This is a genomic window from Chryseobacterium sp. ZHDP1, from assembly GCF_018603435.1.
GTDB classification, from domain to species: Bacteria; Bacteroidota; Bacteroidia; order Flavobacteriales; family Weeksellaceae; genus Chryseobacterium; species Chryseobacterium indicum.
On record NZ_CP075682.1, the window covers coordinates 546371 to 565116 of the forward strand.

Annotated in this window: 18 protein-coding genes; 5 read left to right on the forward strand and 13 right to left on the reverse strand. The window is 35.7% G+C overall.

Annotated features, from left to right (window positions below; translation table 11 throughout):
- Positions 1–78 precede the first annotated feature (78 nt).
- Positions 79–1050: an iron ABC transporter permease gene (locus KKI44_RS02435; protein ID WP_214589689.1), complete on the reverse strand. Its 972-nt coding sequence runs from the start codon at positions 1048–1050 to the stop codon at positions 79–81.
- A gap of 12 nt (positions 1051–1062) precedes the next feature.
- Positions 1063–1617 carry a TlpA family protein disulfide reductase gene (locus KKI44_RS02440; RefSeq protein ID WP_214589690.1) on the reverse strand — a complete coding sequence of 185 codons (555 nt, stop codon included), beginning with the start codon at positions 1615–1617 and terminating at the stop codon, positions 1063–1065.
- A gap of 33 nt (positions 1618–1650) precedes the next feature.
- Here KKI44_RS02440 and KKI44_RS02445 point away from each other — a divergent pair, with 33 nt between their 5' ends.
- Positions 1651–2775: a ferredoxin--NADP reductase gene (locus KKI44_RS02445; protein ID WP_214589691.1), complete on the forward strand. Its 1125-nt coding sequence runs from the start codon at positions 1651–1653 to the stop codon at positions 2773–2775.
- Positions 2772–3389 (forward strand): vancomycin high temperature exclusion protein, encoded by a 618-nt coding sequence (locus tag KKI44_RS02450; RefSeq protein WP_214589692.1) that lies wholly within the window; start codon positions 2772–2774, stop codon positions 3387–3389. The genes KKI44_RS02445 and KKI44_RS02450 overlap by 4 nt, the downstream gene beginning before the upstream one ends.
- A 51-nt stretch (positions 3390–3440) precedes the next feature.
- Here KKI44_RS02450 and KKI44_RS02455 read toward each other — a convergent pair whose 3' ends face one another.
- Positions 3441–6038 (reverse strand): BamA/TamA family outer membrane protein, encoded by a 2598-nt coding sequence (locus tag KKI44_RS02455; RefSeq protein WP_214589693.1) that lies wholly within the window; start codon positions 6036–6038, stop codon positions 3441–3443.
- Between KKI44_RS02455 and KKI44_RS02460 the strand changes: the two genes are divergently transcribed.
- A complete protein-coding gene (locus KKI44_RS02460) occupies positions 6024–6755 on the forward strand; it encodes a TrmH family RNA methyltransferase (protein ID WP_214589694.1) in 732 nt (243 codons plus the stop codon). The genes KKI44_RS02455 and KKI44_RS02460 overlap by 15 nt on opposite strands.
- A 90-nt stretch (positions 6756–6845) precedes the next feature.
- Here the strand turns inward: KKI44_RS02460 and KKI44_RS02465 are convergent, their stop codons facing one another.
- From KKI44_RS02465 to porQ, 5 genes are all read right to left on the reverse strand, one after another.
- Entirely contained in the window at positions 6846–7343 is a 498-nt protein-coding gene (locus KKI44_RS02465) for a phosphoribosyl-ATP pyrophosphatase (RefSeq protein WP_214589695.1), read from the reverse strand.
- Between the two features lie 3 nt (positions 7344–7346).
- Positions 7347–7655 carry a phage holin family protein gene (locus KKI44_RS02470; RefSeq protein WP_214589696.1) on the reverse strand — a complete coding sequence of 103 codons (309 nt, stop codon included), beginning with the start codon at positions 7653–7655 and terminating at the stop codon, positions 7347–7349.
- Between the two features lie 80 nt (positions 7656–7735).
- The gene (locus KKI44_RS02475) at positions 7736–8083 is read right to left on the reverse strand and encodes a YtxH domain-containing protein (protein WP_214589697.1); all 348 of its coding nucleotides are present in this window, start codon (positions 8081–8083) and stop codon (positions 7736–7738) included.
- 95 nt (positions 8084–8178) lie between these two features.
- Positions 8179–8853 carry a (d)CMP kinase gene (cmk, locus tag KKI44_RS02480; protein WP_214589698.1) on the reverse strand — a complete coding sequence of 225 codons (675 nt, stop codon included), beginning with the start codon at positions 8851–8853 and terminating at the stop codon, positions 8179–8181.
- A 96-nt stretch (positions 8854–8949) separates the two neighbouring features.
- A complete protein-coding gene (gene porQ, locus KKI44_RS02485; protein ID WP_116099245.1) occupies positions 8950–9942 on the reverse strand; it encodes a type IX secretion system protein PorQ in 993 nt (330 codons plus the stop codon).
- 263 nt (positions 9943–10205) lie between these two features.
- Between porQ and pyrH the strand changes: the two genes are divergently transcribed.
- Entirely contained in the window at positions 10206–10913 is a 708-nt protein-coding gene (gene pyrH / locus KKI44_RS02490) for a UMP kinase (RefSeq protein WP_040999212.1), read from the forward strand.
- A 146-nt stretch (positions 10914–11059) separates the two neighbouring features.
- Entirely contained in the window at positions 11060–11614 is a 555-nt protein-coding gene (gene frr, locus KKI44_RS02495) for a ribosome recycling factor (protein ID WP_214589699.1), read from the forward strand.
- Between the two features lie 64 nt (positions 11615–11678).
- On the opposite strand, the gene KKI44_RS02500 is transcribed toward frr, so the two are convergent.
- From KKI44_RS02500 to KKI44_RS02520, 5 genes are all read right to left on the reverse strand, one after another.
- Positions 11679–12317 carry a hypothetical protein gene (locus tag KKI44_RS02500; protein ID WP_214589700.1) on the reverse strand — a complete coding sequence of 213 codons (639 nt, stop codon included), beginning with the start codon at positions 12315–12317 and terminating at the stop codon, positions 11679–11681.
- A gap of 270 nt (positions 12318–12587) precedes the next feature.
- Complete coding sequence (locus tag KKI44_RS02505; RefSeq protein WP_076390297.1) at positions 12588–13376, reverse strand: hypothetical protein; 789 nt, start codon at positions 13374–13376, stop codon at positions 12588–12590.
- Between the two features lie 130 nt (positions 13377–13506).
- Positions 13507–14967 carry an LptF/LptG family permease gene (locus tag KKI44_RS02510; RefSeq protein ID WP_214589701.1) on the reverse strand — a complete coding sequence of 487 codons (1461 nt, stop codon included), beginning with the start codon at positions 14965–14967 and terminating at the stop codon, positions 13507–13509.
- A gap of 109 nt (positions 14968–15076) precedes the next feature.
- Positions 15077–15724 carry a LolA family protein gene (locus KKI44_RS02515; protein WP_087710051.1) on the reverse strand — a complete coding sequence of 216 codons (648 nt, stop codon included), beginning with the start codon at positions 15722–15724 and terminating at the stop codon, positions 15077–15079.
- 63 nt (positions 15725–15787) lie between these two features.
- Positions 15788–18361 (reverse strand): FtsK/SpoIIIE family DNA translocase, encoded by a 2574-nt coding sequence (locus tag KKI44_RS02520; protein ID WP_214589702.1) that lies wholly within the window; start codon positions 18359–18361, stop codon positions 15788–15790.
- Positions 18362–18746 lie beyond the last annotated feature (385 nt).

An 18746-nucleotide genomic window follows, 5' to 3' on the forward strand; every position in this document is an offset into this window, starting at 1 on the left:
TTTATCAAAGATAAAATCATTGCGCCTTAAAACGTACTTATAAAAATAACTTTGCGCCTTTGCGAAAAACCAACAATATTACACTTTATTCTGCTTCAAAAGCATCATCAAAATTACAGGAATTCCGAAAACAGAGCTTATGACATTTAAAGGAATCTGAGTTTTTTCTGCGATGATGGAGAAAAAAAGCATCATCAGCATTCCCAGCATCATATTTAAAATCCACTGCTGCCAAAGTTTTGCCGGATTATAGATCAGTCTGCTGAAATGCGGGACAATAATTCCGATAAATAAAATGGGACCTAAAAAGGCAGTTACTGAAGCCGAAAGAAGGGAAGAAGCAGCGATAATAAACAGTTTAAGCTGATTCAGATTAACGCCCAGACTTTGTGCGTATGAAGTTCCCAACGAATTTCCTATCAATGGTTTTATGGTTTTAAAACAGACAAGCAAACCGATTATTATTAAAACCGATAAAACATAAATCTGATTTCTTGAAACCATATTGTTGGCTCCGAAAGACCATAAAATATAGTTTTTCAGACTCTGATCTTCTCCATAGAACTGCAAAAGAGAAACAATGGCTCCTGCAAAAGCCGAAACCAGAAACCCAAAGATAATAAGATAAGATTTATCCTGAAATCTTTTTGAAATGGAAAGAAGAATCAGCATCAGTAAAAGACTTCCGCCAATGGCAGCAAAGCTTAAAAAACTGTTCTGAAGAAATTCAGGGATAATTAAATCGTGCGAAAAAAAAATGTAAAATGCCACCGACAAACTTGCAATGGAAGTAATTCCTAAAATATCGGGTCCCGCAAGAGGATTCTGAAAATATTCCTGCATCAGAAAACCTGAAGTCGGGACAGAAATTCCTGCCAAAAGCATTACCAAAACCCGATTGACACGAATTTCCGCAATCTGGCTGTTGGAAGATTCTCCCCAAAAGTCCTGAAAATGTAAACTTAAAAATCCTGTATTCAGATTAATAACCGTTGCCAAAATAATGGCAATCAATAGCACCAAACACAGGATTTTAAACTTGTCTGACATAAAGTCTGAAGTTTATTTTAATAAAGAATTGATTTTTTCGCTGAGCATTTCCTCAGACATTGATCCTTCAACTTCTTCTGTTTTATCGCCTTTTCTGAAATGAGTAAATGGAATTCCGTTTCCTTTCCACGTTTTGAAATTACCGAAAAAGGTATCATCAAATTTAGATTCGTCTACTAAAACAATATAATTTTCCAGATTATTTTCTTTGGCAAAAGCAGGTACTTTATCTTTCCATGCCGGTTTATCAAGAATATCTACAAAAGTAAATTTTACAGGTTTACCCTTTAATTCCTCTATTTTTTTCTTAAAATGAGGAATTTCCATCATGCAGGGTCCGCACCAGGTTGCAAAGAAATTGGTAACATATAAAGTGTCATTCTTTTTAGATAAATTCTCAACCAGATTTTGTTGAGAAATTTCTTTGAATTGAGCTGTTGGAGTTTCTTCTTTCTGTAAAACTGCTGTAGAATCTGTTGTTGCTACATTTTCTTCATTTTTCTGGTTTTCCTTTTTACAGCTCGCCAGTGAAAAAACTACAAGCGTGGATAAAATTATCTTCTTCATAAATTATTTTTTATCTATTTTTGAGTTGAAGTTATGGAACAACAAATCTATAAAGGGAAACTTACACAGTTTCATCGGTTAAAAATAGCGAAAAAGGAAGAACTGACCAAAAATACTTTTTCTCTGGAATTCGGGATTCCGGAGAATCTGAAAGAAAATTTCAGGTTTGATGCCGGTCAGTTTGTCAGTATAAGATTTCTGGCTCACGGTAAAGAAATTATTAATGACTATTCGATGACTTCCGCTCCGTACGAACATAAAATTGCTTTGGGCATAAAGATGAATTCTCCGGAAGGAGCTGTTTCGCAACTGTTTCAAAATTATCATGAAGGCGATGAATTATTGGTAAGTGAACCGGGTGGAAGATTTACACTTATTTCAAAGCCCAGCGAATTCAGAACCATTGTAGGATTTGCTGCAGGAATAGGAATTACCCCAATTTTAAGTCATTTTAAAAATATCCTGCATAACGAACCGAGAACCAGACTGTTTTTATTTTTTGGAAATAAAAGCTCTGAAGATCTCATTTACAGAGATGAACTGGATCGCCTCGCTAAAATGCACGGAGAACGGTTACAGATTTTTTATTTTTTCTCCCAAGAGAAAACAGCCAACAGTTTTTTTCATGGAAGGCTGGATGATAAAAAATTAAGTCTCATCATCAACCAGATCCTTCATCTGGATGATACGGATGAAGAATCTACCATTTGGGATGCTGTAGATGAAGTGCTGATCTGCGGAAAGGGAGAGATGATTAAAACACTTGCCAACGCATGCTATCATCACGGAATTCCGAAAAAAAATATTCATTTTGAACTTTTTGAAGAATTTAATGACGATATTTATCCTGTAGAAAAAGAATTTCCGTTAATAGAAAATGTGGAACTGGAATTTAAAATGCTCGAAAAGGAATATTCTGCCATACTTCCCACTAATGAAGAAAGAATTCTGCAGCAGCTTCTTATACAGCAATTTCAGGTTCCGTATTCCTGTAAATCGGGAATTTGCGGAAGTTGTGAGTGCATTTTAGAAGAAGGAGAGGTGGAATTGCTTGAAAATGAATATTTAACGGAAAATGAAGAGGAGAGAGGACATATCTTAGCTTGTATGTCGATTGCAAAAAGCAAAAAAATAAAGCTTAACTTTGATCTTACTTGAGAATAATAAAAAACATATTTAACCTGATCTTCATATCAATAGAAATTGGAATTCTGTTGATATGTCTTGCCAATGCATGGGTTTTTGCCCTTACGGACGGAAGAACCTATACTAAAATTTCAAAAATTCCTCCGAGGGAAGTTGCTTTAGTACTGGGAACTTCTCCTAAAATGAGATCGGGTTTATCCAATCCTTATTTTACAAAGAGAATGGATGCGGCTGCACTGCTTTATCATCACGGTAAAATCCGCAGAATTCTTGTAAGTGGCGAGAAGAGTAAAGGATATGACGAACCTGCTGCAATGAAAAAATATCTTATTTATCAGGAAGGTGTTCCGGAGGAAATTATTATGGAAGATCCGAAAGGTTTTAACACCTATCAAAGTATTCTCCGCTGTAAAGATGTTTACAAAAAAGACAATGTAATTATTGTTTCTCAGGGATTTCATAATCTCCGGGCTCTGTTATTTGCCAGAAATAACAATATGAACGCACTGGGTTTTGATGCACAGGACGTTACCAAACCTGAAAGTTATTACAGAAATCAGTTCAGAGAAATTCTTGCGAGAACAGTTGCAGTGGTATATTTTGCTTTAGGAATTTCGCCGGATTAAATAAAAAAACAGGCAGTATCATTTATTAGAGATACTACCTGTTATACGTTTTTAGAATGGATATCCGAAAGCGATATTTAAAGTTGGTTTAAACGGCTGCAGGTGTTTTAGTCTCCATCGGTCGCCTTCAGGCTTGTTCGGTTCATATATTTTATAAGCGAGATCCAGTCTGAGTTTTATGTAAGCAATATTTACTCTTAAACCAAAACCGCTTCCTACACCTACCTGTCTGATGAATTTATTGAATTTAAACTCATCTCCGTATCCGTTGTTATAATTTTTAAGACTCCAGATGTTACCGATGTCTGTGAAAATAGCACCTTCATACATATCATTAAAAGGCATCCTGAATTCTATATTTGTGGTCAGTTTTAAATTATCAGTCATATAAGTACGCACTCTTTCATCCACCTGAGAGTCTGCAGGTCCTAATCCTCCGAAAGGAACCCAAGCTCTGATGTCATTCGGTCCACCGTTGAAATAAGAACGGATTACCGGCATATTCGAAGAGTTTCCGTACGGAATTCCGACTCCGATAAACTGACGAAGTGCTAAAGTATTGTTTCCGAATTTAAAATATTTTCTGAAATCAAAATCAAATTTCACAAACTGAGCATACGGAATATTGAAAATGGTTCTTTCCGGACTGGTAACAACACCTCCGTCACTTCTTTTCTGATTAAAAATACTGAAAATGTTTCCCGCTAATTCTATTTTTCCGTTAAAATAAAAAGCATTTGGATAATCTTTTTTTCCTATCTCGTTATAAATGAAATTATAGATGAAAGAAGAAATTAATACATCCTGGGTCTGTCGGTCTTTATTTACCAAAGTTCCCACAAACGCTACGAATCGGTCAACTCCCTGTTGATCAAGTCCATTAAGGTAATCTGTATCTGCTATGATTTTCTGGGAAACCTGATCAATGGTAAGCAGTCCTGCTTTAAAATCGTTTGCTACAGAAGGTTTGTAAGCAAAATAATTGGCAAAGAACTCTTCGCGGATGGCATTGTCATTTACAAAATAATCATAATAAGCATCTTTATTTTTCGTTAAACTCAGCTGTGTATTAAACAGCGTAAGTCTGTGTGTTACTTTATCATTTACCGTTGCCAGATAATTAAGGCCAGTATTAAAGTTAAGTCTTCCCAAACCAATATTGCTCTGATCTGAAACTCCCAGAGTAATGGAAGAAGTTGGGCTGTATCTTTTGGGTATCAGTTTATAATAATTGAAAGGCAGCAATAATCTCGGGAAATTTAACGAAGCCTGTGCTGAGATTTCGTATGCCCAGATTCTGTTGTCTATATTTTTCGGGTTTACAATACGTCCGAAAGTTCCGGAAAGACTTGTGGTAAGGTTTTCCGCTCCGCCAAAAATATTTCTTGTCGTAAGATCAACAGAAGGAGAAATTCCAAAATTCAATACTTCAGAGTAATTTAAATCTGTTCCCACTTTCAGATCATATTTCGGAAGCGGTTTTAAGATGTAGGTTACATCTACAATACTGTCATTAGGGCTGGAAGTACCACCTCTTCTTAATGAATCTCTGGCTTTCAGAATACTGAAATTATTCATCGCCAGAATATTTCTTTTGGTAAGATCCAATTTTTTCTGATCGTAAACCTGCTTATTTCCTATGATAATAGCTCTCCAGATAGAACGGGAATCGTAGCTGTTATCTGTTTTATGAAAACGGATTCCTCTTAAGCTGTCTTTTCTTGTATTATTCGGGAAATCTTTTGCTTCATCTACAATAGCAACATCAATATTTCCGATGGTTGCCTGTTTGTATGGACTGTCCAGAGAATCTTTTCGGATTTCCAAAACCAGCGGAACCTGCTTTGTACTTTTAAGAGAATCTGCCACAAAACCTACCTCATCACCAAGACTGTTAAAACGGTAATATCCGTATTCCCGCATCACATCATTAATCCTGCTTACTTCCTTCTCTAAAATTGTCTGATCCAGAATCTGACCTTTTTTTACAAGAGTTTCACGGATTTTCTGCTGATAGATACTTTTAATATTAGGATCGGAAATATTGTAATAATAATCCTTAATATAAGTTGGCTGATTATGCGTGATAAAATAATTAACCGCAGCTTTTTTGGCTGAAGAATCAAGCTCATGTTTAAATTTTACATCTGCATCCCAATAACCCCGGTACGTCATTCTTTTTTTAATAGATTCGGCACTCTTTGACGTTTTTGTCTGGTCGAGAATTACAGGAGCAGAACCCCAGTTGTGATAAAGTCTGTCGAAGAAAAGACTTTTGCCGACGCTGCTTTTCATATTGTATTTTATGAAAAGAGAATCTCTGAGTTTTTGATTTCTCAATTCATTAGGATACGTCATGTACTCGTTAAGAAGCGTGTCGTATTTGGGATTGGCGGCATTGTAAAGCCAAAGGCTTAATGGCATGAAAAGAAGCTGCCTTTTATTAGGCTTCTGCTGAACATAATCTTTAAGCTCACCATCGAAAGATTCTTTTTTATCCTCAAACTGAAAATTATTCTTTACCAGCAGATATTCACCATCCGGAACTTTTTTGGTGGTACTACAAGCATAAAGGAGACCTACAAATGTTGCAAATGATATAATTTTATAATACTTTTGAGGAGAATTCTTATAATGCTTACAGCTCATACAATAAAAATTTTACAGTCTTTAGATAAAAAGAAGTTCAGGCAAAAATACAATTTGTTTTTGGTTGAAGGTAATAAAATCATCCGTGAACTTCCTGATTCCAGATTTAAAATTAAAGAAATATTTTCTACGGATCCGCAAAAATTAGACCGTATGGAAGCTCCGGTAACTCATATCTCTGAAAATGAGTTGAAAAAAATCAGTTTTCTGCAAAATCCAAAAGATTCTGTGGCGGTCTGTTATCTTAATCCGGAACAAAAAACGGAGGATAGAAATCTTCAGCTTGTTTTGGACGGTATTCAGGATCCCGGAAATCTGGGAACGATGATCCGTCTTGCAGACTGGTTTGGAATAGAGCAGATTATCTGCAGTGAAGACACTGTAGATTTTTACAATCCAAAAGTTATAATGGCAAGTATGGGTTCTTTTACGAGGGTAAATATAATCTATACAAATCTGACTGAATATTTATCCGAAACAGAAAATATCAATATCGGAACCGATATGGACGGTGAAAATATCTATGCTTTCGAAAGACCTGAAAAAATGAATTTAATTTTAGGAAATGAAGGCAATGGAATGCGTCCGGAAACGGAAAAACTGCTTCATAAAAGTGTCATGATCCCGAGATTTGGAAAATCGCAGTCTACAGAAAGTCTTAATGTTTCAATGGCTGCAGGGATTATTCTGGGGCAGCTTTTCAGAATGGGAGAGTAAGTTTGAGTAATAGAGTTTTAGAGTGGGAGTGTTTGAGTTTTTATAACCCTTAAAAAATCTCTGACTCTAAAACTCTAAAACCCGCAAACTTTAGATAAGCTGTTCCATGCTGGAAACACTTTTATTTTTCTGATAGGTTTCAAGTTTCTTTCGTACAAATCTTAAAGCGGCGGGAGCAAGATAAATCATGGCTGCGCCGATTAATTTCTTTTTCCAGTTTGAACTTTTAAAGTTTTTTCTGGCATAATTTCCGACAAGTGTGGTTACCGCAAGATTAATCATAATATCAGCAGCATCTCCTTTAAATGCGGAATTTGCAATTCCCATTGCTGTATTTTTATTGATTAAGGCTCCTTTAATTTCCGAAGTAATCTGTTTGGCGATAACATCTTTTCGTAGAACTACCTTTTCGTCGCCGTCTTCATCTATTTTTTCCTGCAGGTACTGATCTGTTAAACCATTGGTAAAAGCACTCAGACTTTCCTTTGTATTTTTGAAGGTTAAGAGATCTTCCAGACCGTCTATTTCCTGCTTCAGCAGCTTTTTCTTTCTTCTCAGTTCCTCTAAGCTTTCATACTTTCTGCTCATAGTTTAATGATTTAAAAATTTAATTACCTGATCTGCCACATAATTTACGATTTTCTTTTTAAACATCACAATAAGAATCATGGTTAAAAGATAAAAAGCGGCAACAATGAGAAATCCGTAAGACTGATCGCCCAATGCTTTACCGATAAGAAAGGCAATTCCGAAGTTGAACAGAATGATGAAAAAACCAAAAGCGACCAGTAAAACCACAAAATAAGTGATCATTCCTGCAGAAAGAGAGGATTTTTCGGTGGCTTCAATTTTCAGGAGATCGATCCTTTTGGAAGCGTATTCTTTAATAGTTTCAATCATTGTTTTTCTTTAAAGTTACAAAAAAAGGAACTTTCGTTTATAAAGTTCCTTCTCATAATTTACCTAAAAAATAAACTATATTATTGTTTTAGATCATTCAGTTCAGATTCTACATTTTTTACTACGTCTGCAGTTTTAGAAACGATCTGATCTTTGTATTTATCGTACCCGTCTTTCACAGTATTGGCAACGCTGTTTGCTGTTTCTTTAAAAGTAGAAGAAATATTGCTGTACTGATCTTTTACTTTTTCGGAAACTTCACCATATTTATTTTTAGCCTGATCTTTAAGATCTTCAGCTTTAGTTTTAATTTTCTTTCTGGTTTCTTTACCTTCTTCCGGAGCATAAAGCATTCCTAAGATAACACCCGCCGCAGCACCTGCAAGAAGTCCTGCCAAAATACCCGCTGTATTGTTTTTTTTAGACATTTTCGTTTTTTTTAATAGTTAATAATATTAGCTTTTTACTTGTATTGAAATGTACAATTAACATACCAAAGGAGAAAGACTTCTATTAAAAAATGTTAAATCTTTCTGATGTGAGATAAAATCTCATCAATGGTTTCTTTCTTAGAAATCGTTGTATTGTCAATAATAATAGCATCTTCTGCCTGCTTTAGTGGGGCGATTTTCCGCTCGCTGTCTATTCTGTCGCGTTCTATAAGATTTTCTTTCACCTGCTGTTCATTCGCCTCGATTCCTAAAGAAAGCAGTTCCAGATAACGCCTTCTGGTTCTTTCATCAATACTTGCGGTAAGAAAAAATTTATAGTCTGCATTTGGCAGAACTACTGTCCCGATGTCACGTCCGTCCATAATAATGCCTCCTTTTTCTGCCAGATTGCGCTGAGACTGCAGGAGAAAATCTCTCACTTCTTTCTGTTTGGCAACGAAACTTACATTCTCCGAAACTTCGGTAGTCCGTATCGCTTTTGAAATATCAATATGATTAAGGAAAAGAACCAGTTCTCCATCAATATTTTTAAATTCAAGTTCCACCTGATCCAGAGAAGAGAATAATTTCTCAAGATCAATGGTTCCGCTGTCATTTAAACAATTCTGAAGAGCAAACCATGTTACTCCTCTGTAAAGCGCACCTGTATCGAGATGAATAAGTCCCAGCTTTGCAGCAATGACTTTAGAAATTGAACTTTTTCCGGTAGATGAGTAGCCGTCGATAGCTATTACAGGTTTTTTCATTCTGCAAATTTCAAGATTTTTTCTTAAAAATCAAGAAACCTCAGGAGATTTTCTTGAGGTTTCTGATATTTATTTTGTTTTGAAAATGATTAACAATTAGTATCCTGCGTGACTTGTAAGATCGATAGAAACTCCTATCTGGTTGACATTCGCAGAATTATGATACCTTACGTGTGCGTAATCCACACGGAATCTGGCAATTTTAATCCCGAATCCGGCAGAAAGTCCTGAAAAATTTCTCTGGTCTGCAACGGCTAGTTCATTCCCTCTCTTCACATTATATCCTAGTCTGATGTTGAATCCTTTTTCCGGAAACAATTCTGCTCCTATAGAGAAGTGATCGGCGATTTTTCTGCCTGTATTTACTTCCTGTCCGTTAACGTTATACTGGGAAGAAATATTAAACTCCTGTAAATCATGCGCCGTAATGGTAACAGCCAAAGGAATTACTTTTAAAATTCTTGTATATCCCAAATCTACACGGAATGGCAGGTTTTCCCTTGTTCCGTTGAAAGAATTGAACTGATATCCAAAATTTCTGAAAACAACAGAAGCTGTTTCTTTATTTTTTTTGTTGTGGTAGGTAATTCCTGCATTTCCTGAAATGGCAGAAGAAGTATAGGTATCAATTTTAGAAGTAATGAAATTCAATCCACCTCCAATCGTCCAGTCTTCTTCAAACTGATAGGCGTATCCTGCTCCGATGGCAACGTCCGAAGCTTTGAAAGTTCCGTTCTCGAAACCGCTGTCGTCTGTTCGCGGAATATCCCCATAGCTCATATATCTCGCATTGATGGTTGCCATGTGACCGTTATCAAAGTCTTTTGCATAGGCAATTGTTCCGTATTTGGAATCTGCAAGATAAGCCGTTGCGTTTACAGACAGTTGGTTGTCGGAATCTTTATTCAGTAATGAGGGGTTTGCAATAGCAAAGGAAACATCACGATCTCTCACAGAAATTGCATCTCCTCCCAAAGCAGCCTGTCTCGCTGAAACAGGAATATTTAAGAATGGATAAACGTTTGTTCCTGTTTGTGCATAAGAAACAATTCCTGACAGAAATAATGAAAAAATAACAATTTTCTTCAACTCAGTTTATTAGTAATGCAAAAATAATCCTTTTTCGTACTTTTCAAAATATTTCTCACATTATTTATATTTAAATATTTAAGTTTTGTGAAAATCGAAGACTTATTGAACGGATCAGGTAAGTTCCAAGGTATTACAAACCGCTTCCTGCATAAGATTTAAAAATTTAATGCAGAAGTAAAAATCAACCCCATTAATGATTATATTTGCAAAGTCAAATTTTTAGACAAATAAATCTAACGAAAAAAAGTTATTTACATACAATGAAATATAAAAGAATCCTTCTGAAACTAAGTGGTGAAGCCTTAATGGGAAACAGACAATATGGTATTGATAATGAAAGGCTACAGGAATATGCTGCAGAAATTAAGAAAGTGGTAGAAAAAGGCTGTGAAGTTGCCATCGTAATCGGAGGAGGAAATATTTTCCGCGGAGTAGCAGGAGCTGCAAAAGGAATGGACAGAGTACAGGGAGATTATATGGGAATGCTTGCAACAGTAATCAACGGGATGGCTTTGCAGGGTGCTCTGGAAGATGCGGGAATTAAAACAAGACTGCAGTCTGCCATCGAAATGGATAAAGTGGCAGAACCATTCATCAAAAGAAGAGCAGTAAGACATCTTGAAAAGGGCAGAGTAGTGATCTTCGGAGCCGGAACCGGAAACCCGTATTTCACAACAGATACTGCTGCAACGTTAAGAGCGATCGAAATTGGTGCAGATGTTATTCTGAAAGGAACAAGAGTAGACGGAATCTACGACAGCGATCCTGAAAAAAATGCAGATGCGGTAAAATATAATTCACTATCTTTCGACGAAGTTTATGCGAAGAATCTAAAGGTAATGGATATGACGGCATTTACTTTAAGCCACGAAAACAAACTGCCGATTATTGTTTTTGATATGAACAAAGACGGAAATCTGGAGAAAATTGTTGACGGCGAAAATGTGGGTACTTTAGTTGATTTGTAAGAAATTAAGAGCTAAGTAAAAAGTAAAATGAGCCAAGTAGAGTAGAGGTGATAGAGTTTGTAAAGTAGATAGGCTTTTTACTTTTAACCTGTTTCTTTTAACTTGAATCTTCAATAAATGTGTAACTATCAAATTTTTATTATATAATGGAAGAATTAGATCTTATAGTAGAGTCTGTACAGCAGGACATGGAAGCAGCTATTAAGCACCTGGATCATGCATTTCAGAGAATCAGAGCGGGACGTGCGTCTACAACAATGGTTCAGGATGTTATGGTGGAATATTACGGAGCATTAACTCCGATTAATCAGGTTGCCAATGTTTCTATTCCCGATGCAATGACGATTTCTATTCAACCTTGGGACGCAAAAGCCATTAATGATATTGAAAAAGCGATCATCAATTCCAATTTAGGTTTTGCCCCTTCTAATAACGGGATCAACATTATCCTTAATGTGCCGCCTTTAACGGAAGAAAGAAGACGTGAACTGGCAAAACAGGCTAAGTCTGAAACAGAAGACACGAAAGTAGTTGTAAGAAACGCAAGACAAAACGGTCTGAAAGAGCTTAAAAGACTGGAAGGAGTTTCTGAAGACATCATTAAAGGTATTGAAGCAGATATTCAGACGCTTACCGACAAATATGTAAAAGCTTGCGATGAGCATCTTAAAGTAAAAGAAGCTGAAATTATGAAAGTATAATTTTCGGCTCCTGAAAATATAAAAAGCGGTTTCATTTTGAAGCCGCTTTTGTTTTGGGTAGAGTTTAAAGACAATTAATTTTTCCTTTTCTGTCTTTATTTTTAAGGATTAAATTATAGTTTTTCATCAGATCGGAAATTTTGCATTTTGTTTCTTTATTCGGAACCGAATCAGGATTTTTATTATTTCCTTTTGAGCGAATCGTATAATTTTTTTCTAGGCACTGAATGGCTTTATCGTTTAAAACATAGATTCTTTTTTCATTGATATCATCTTTTGTTTCCGGTTTTTCCGGTGTTCCTCCTTCATCAAAATTCCATGCTGTTTCCTCCTTAAAGATGAAAAATACTTTGTTGTTTTTTACATAATATTTTGTGGATGAAGAGAAGTGACTGTGTTCTGCATAAAAATCTTTAACCATTCTGAGATCTTTATTCTCATAATACAAGACAACTTCACCTTCCTTTTCATCGCAGTTGTATGTGAATTTCGTTGAATCCAGTTGTTTCGCAGACAAAAGATTATTTACGGCTGCATATTCTTTCTTTATATCTTCAATTGAGGTAATGGAATCATTTGGTTTTTCCGAAGATTTATTTATCGTTACATTATCAGTGCCTGAATTATTTTGAATCGTTTCTGCATTCTCTTTCTTACAGGAAACAATAGCAAGAAAACTTAAAGTCAAAAGAAGTATTTTCATAAAAATGATTTTGTTTACTCATACTGCAAAAAATATGCGCAAAACTTATTTAAGGTTAATAGCTGTAACCATTGCAAAGGCACGAATATTTTTATCTAAAATAAAATTAAGCATCATCCTTATTGAAAATCTTTGATTTTCTTGCGCCTTATAGATTTGAAACTAATAAAGATTTACATCTTCGTTTTCCGACAGGAATATTTTATTAAAACTTGCAAATAAAAAAAGCAGCTCCAAAATGAAACTGCTGTAAAAAATATTTTAAATTGATTATTTACAATTTTCGTTATAATCATAGATCACTTCATTCACGATAGAAAGATTATCTGCCATTGCATTGTCGATTTCATTTCGGATGAATTTTCCTAAGCCCGATCTCTTTTTGGTATCATTTTTCAAAGAACCATATTCTCCTTTCGTTACTTTAGCTTTTACAACAGGACAGTCTGCGGTAATGATCTTTGCTTTTGCAACATTCAGCTCTTCCGGTTTTCCACCTTTTTTAGAATACACATACGCCGGATTTTCTCTCATTCTTTTGTTTTCTTCATCGGCAACTGCAATTTGTCCGCCCGCTGAGAAAGTAGTCGGGAAACCATACACTTTGTACACTTTAATTTTTCCGTCTGCCACAACTTCTGCAAACTGATTGCTTTTTGTCAGGTTGTTGAAAGCTTTCAGGCCACCGCTTAAACCTCCATTCTGCGTATTGTAAGCTTCTTTCGTATTGGTGTATTTTATGGTCTCGAAAACTCTTTCCGTATTGTTGTCGATCGCCATATAACCTTTAAGATCATCTACATCATACGTTTTGAACTTTTGCTTTTTCTTTGAATTGTCAACGTCCGAAGTCGCAATGAATTTCACTTTTTTCTGATTTGTCCACGGATTCATTTCATCTCCGGCAAGTCTTACGATACCTTCGATCTTTTTTCCGCTTTTATCAATAATGTAACCCGGTTTTTCTCCGATTCTCATTTCATATTCCGTATTGTCTTCCTGCGCATAAGCATTGAAAGAAACAATACTGAATAAGCCAATCAATAATAATTTTCTCATATAGAATTGTTATAATTTTTGACAAAGATAATTTTTTACAGCTAAAAAGAAATTGAAATTCATTTTTTAACATACCACAAAAAAATCCGGAAGAAATTCCGGATCTTTTATATTTACAGGTTTCGATTTATTATTGATACCTTTTATGTTCTGTATTCTTTACAAAAAGTTTAATCACAGGTTTGAAAGCCGCTTTGTATTTCTCGGCATCAAACAGTTGAGAATCCGTAAGAGCTTTGTACGTCATCCATACTCCGAAAGGAAACAGAACCAGATTCGGAACCCATGCTGCAAGATAAGGGTTGATCTTTCCGGACCACGCCATGTTTTCAAAGCCTACATTAATCACGTAGAAAATAATGAAAATTACAATCGCAATTACCACAGGAAGTCCCATTCCTCCTTTTCGGATGATGGAACCCAAACTCGCACCGATCAGAAAGAAAATGATGCAGGTGAAAGAATACGTCACGATTCTCTGCTGATAAATCACGACTTTGCTGTAATATTTTACGCCGGGATCAATCTCGTTATTTTTTCCTTCAAGCGTACTTTTAAGATTATCGAGACGGTTATAAGCATTATCGATGATCTCCAGTTTTTTATTTCCTTTCACCGTATCAAGCTTAATGCTCTGTTTTGGTTTTGCCTTTGCACTGTTCTGTTTGGTATCCATATAACTTACCACAGAATTGGTCTGTCCCAAAACGTCGTTGCTTACGTTGGTGAAGAATCTCTGATTGTCTTTCTTCGTTTTATCAATCGTTGTATTCAGTTCATTGAAGGTCTGAAAACGGTAATCATCTGTGATTTTTTCCTCTTCAATGGCTTTGTTAATGATCTCACTTACGTCGAAGTGAAGCGTTAACGTATCAAATTTAATTACCTGATCGGGCTGTTTTAAACGGACATTTTCTCCTTTTCCGGCAAAATTATCTTCATAAACAAATCCGTTAAACAATTTAAGTTTCAGATAATTCGTATTTTCTGCCGGAGCAAAAACACCTTTCTGGGCAATTACAGTCTGCTGATTTTCATAGGAACTTGCTTTCTTATGAACAAAAACACCTTCTATATTTTCATCATTTTTACCATAAATTTTATCGAACTTCACCATGTTTCCGGGAATCTGATCGATAAACTGTCCCGGTGTGAAATTCAGGGCCGGTTTGGTCTGCGCAATATTGAAAAGCATATTTTTCGCCTTTCTCTGAAAATCCGGAATAATATTGTTGGAGAAAAAATACAGCATGATGGAAAGTACAACGGTTACTCCCAAAAGTGGCATCATCACTCTGGTGAGCGAAATTCCTGCGGCTTTCATGGCAGCAAGTTCATATCGTTCCCCGAATTCCCCGAAAGACATAATGCTCGCAAGAAGAATCGTGAGCGGTAAAACCATACTGATTACACTTACCCCGAGGTAAAAAAGAAGTTTCATGATTTGCCAGTAGCTCAGTCCTTTTCCCATAAACTGACCCAGCTGAATCCAGATAATGTTCACAATAAAGATGAAAAACAATACGCTGAATATAAAGAAAAACGGTCCGAAGAAAGTTTTTATAATATATCGGTCTAGTATTTTTAACATTCGCCAAAATTAAACAAAAAGCCACAAAGTTTTCTTTGCAGCTCTTATATTTTATGAAATTTTTATGATTAAAAGCAAATCCGCGTATTCGCTTATCTGCTGATTATTTTTAAAGTTCTGTGATCAGGTAATTTTTGTATTTGTTTTTATCAAATGTAAACATTCCCGGATCCAGTGTCTGGTTTTCCTTGTACTCTTTAATCGCAATTACGGCAAGGTCTTTATTGTTTCCGTGCTGTTCCAGTTTTACCATCTGTTTTTTTGCAGAATCTACAAAAAGATACACATATTTAATTCCGTTGGATTTTACCGGAGTTAATTTAATGAAATCCGCATTTACGCCATCTACATTTTTCTTTCCTCCGTACGTTACATTATAATCTTTTCTATAGGTAGAAAGATAGTTGATAGGGGAGAACATAGAACTGCTTCCGTTAGGTTTCGCTACCGTAACCTCCATATCTTCTGTGTTGATGTTGTAGATTTTGCTTCCATCGAAGATCTGCTCCGTTTCCATGATCTTCAGTTTGTATTTATCTCCTGCAGCATAATAAATTCCAGGTTCCGTTTTATCAACCTTTCCGTTGGTTCCGCTTCCGAAAGAAAATTTGAAATACGAATTTTTCTTAGAGTTATAATTAGCCGTAATATCATCAAGGATTTTTTTTGCCTTTGCATCAATCTTCTGTGCATTTGTAAATCCGACCGCTCCAACTACCAAACTGCTTACTATAACTTTTGAAATAATATTTTTCATTTTTATTAAATTCTTTAATCTTTAGACTTTCTTTAATGTTAAAAGTTAAACTGAAATTTCGCTTTAACTGCGCAGATCTTCCAAAAACTGTTCCAAAGAATGAAGGTCACTGATGAGAACCTCTCTTGCTTTTGCCCCGTTAAATCCGCCAACAATTCCGCTGGCTTCCAGTTGATCCATAATTCTTCCCGCTCTGTTATAGCCCAGTTTCAGTTGTCTCTGAAGCATAGAAGTAGAACCCTGCTGAGTAGAAACAATAATTCTTGCTGCATCTTCGAACAAAGCATCTTTTTCGTTCGGATCGAAAGCTCCTACTGTACTCGTAGAATCTTCAGAAACGTATTCCGGAAGAATAAATGCGGAAGCGTACCCTTTTTGTTCCCCGATAAATTCTGCAAGTCTTTCCACTTCCGGAGTGTCTACAAATGCACATTGAAGTCTTAAAATTTCATTTCCGTTAAAATAAAGCATATCTCCTTTACCAATTAACTGATCTGCTCCCGGAGAATCCAGAATCGTTCTGGAATCCACACTTGAAATTACTCTGAATGCTGCTCTTGCAGGGAAATTCGCTTTAATCATACCTGTAATTACATTTACGGAAGGTCTTTGCGTGGCAACAATTAAGTGAATTCCCACCGCTCTTGCCAACTGAGCCAATCTGGCAATCGGTAGTTCTACTTCTTTTCCGGCAGTCATAATTAAATCGGCAAATTCGTCTACTACCAAAACAATGTAAGGTAAATAACGGTGACCGTTTTCAGGATTTAATTTTCTTTCCGCAAATTTTTTATTGTATTCCTTTAAATTTTTACAGAATGCATTTTTAAGCAAATCATATCTCGTATCCATTTCGATACAGAGAGAATTCAGCGTGTTGATTACTTTATTCGTGTCTGTAATGATCGCTTCTTCTGCATCCGGAAGTTTGGCAAGATAATGTCTTTCGATTTTTGAATATAATGAAAGTTCCACTTTCTTAGGATCTACCATTACAAATTTCAGTTCACTCGGATGCTTTTTGTATAATAAAGAAGTAAGAATTGCATTAATCCCGACCGATTTACCCTGTCCTGTTGCTCCCGCCATCAGTAAGTGAGGCATTTTGGATAAATCTGCCATGAAAATTTCGTTTGAAATAGTCTTTCCGAAAACCACAGGAAGATCCATATCTGTATTTTGGAATTTCTGCGAAGCAATCACTGAACGCATGGAAACCATCGTTGGATTTTTTCTCGGAACTTCAATCCCGATGGTTCCTTTTCCGGGCATCGGTGCAATGATACGGATTCCTAAAGCAGAAAGATTCAGGGCGATATCATCCTGAAGTTTTTTAATCGCTGCTACACGAATTCCCGCTTCCGGTACAATTTCATACAAGGTTACAGTCGGTCCTATCGTAGCTTTAATTTCGGCAATTCCTACGTTAAAGTTTTTCAGCAATCCGACAATTTTATTTTTGTTTTCTTCTAATTCGTCTTTGTTGATCGAAATTTCTTCATTTCCGTAATCTTTCAGCAATTCAACAGGCGGCATCTGGAATTTGGCAAGATCCAGTTTATGATCGTACAATCCATGTTTGTCTACCAATTCCTGAGACTGTCTTTCGGAATCATCAAGAATATCGATAACCGGAGCGACTTCTACATTAAATTTAATATTTTCCTGAGGTGCAGCCGCAGTAACTGTACTTACCGGAATAGAAGGAGTCATATCAAATGCCTGTTCCGGACTTGAAGTCGGAACTTTAGGTCTGGAGTCGAGATTTAAATTAATGGAATTTGAAAAATCATTTTTAGGTTCCTCATCAAAAGACGTTTTATTCGGTGTTACAATCGGATCCAGATTGCTGGATACCGGAACTTCCGGAAAACCTTTCGGAACTTTTACAGGTTCAGGCTCCGTTATTTTGGGAGCCGGTTTTTCTACAACTTCCGTTACTTTTATTTTGGGTTGCTCTTCTTCCTGTTCTGCCGTTTCAATTTCCTCAATCAGTTCTTCATCGGCTTTAAAATTTTCATCAGAATTCGGCATCATCGATCTTACTTTTCCGATGGTATTTTCGTTGATGTCATTTAATTTAGACTTAATTGAACTTGGACGAAGATTGAATTCTAAAATAAAATACAAAGCAATACTTGCAATTAAAACAAGCCAAAGACCATAAGAACCAATAATCGTATTCAGAGATTCCATGATCTGATATCCGTAAACTCCGCTTAAAACACCCTGTCCTTTAGTAATTGCTCCAAACAGAATCGGAAGCCAGCAAATGAAAAACAGGGAATGACCAACCGTTTTCCAAGGTTTGAACATTTTCTTTTTCAGAATAACGGTTCCGAAAACCATAAATAAAAAGGCAATGATGAATGAAGCTACACCAATACTTTCGAAAATAAAAATATTTCCGAGCCAGTCGCCCAGCTTTCCGAAAAGATTGGAAGATTTTATTGTTTTATCGAGCATCGTTCCGGCCTGGCTCTGATCTGCCTTCCAGTTCATTAGGTAAGAAACGAACGAAAAAGTAAGCACTACAGAAAAAAGGATGAAAGTAAGCCCGAAAAATACTCTTGGCTTAGATAAAAATTTGCCTTTATCAGGCGATTCAGTCGGTTTGTTTTGTGTGTTTTTATTCATAATGTCAATTGGCAAATTTAATGTTTTTCTTACATTAAATGGATGCGCATAAGCTTAAAAAAGTAACTAATTTTTTCCTTATTTTAAAAGGAATTTTGAATTGATTTGGTTTTAATGATTAAAAATATTTAAAATAAAATGAACTGGAAAAAAATAATTCATCATTTTTTGCTGTTTAGAAAATCTGAATCAAATAAAAATTAAAAATGCTAAATAAATAGAGCTTGTCAATCAATAGTATAGCTTTTATGAATTCAATTCTGATATTTTTACCATTTTGAATTTTCCTCAAAGGAAATTTACTTATTAAGAATCAATAAAAATAAGATTAAAAGCGGTCTCAACTGATAAATGACAGTTTTTTTTGGAGTCTTTGTGGTTTATC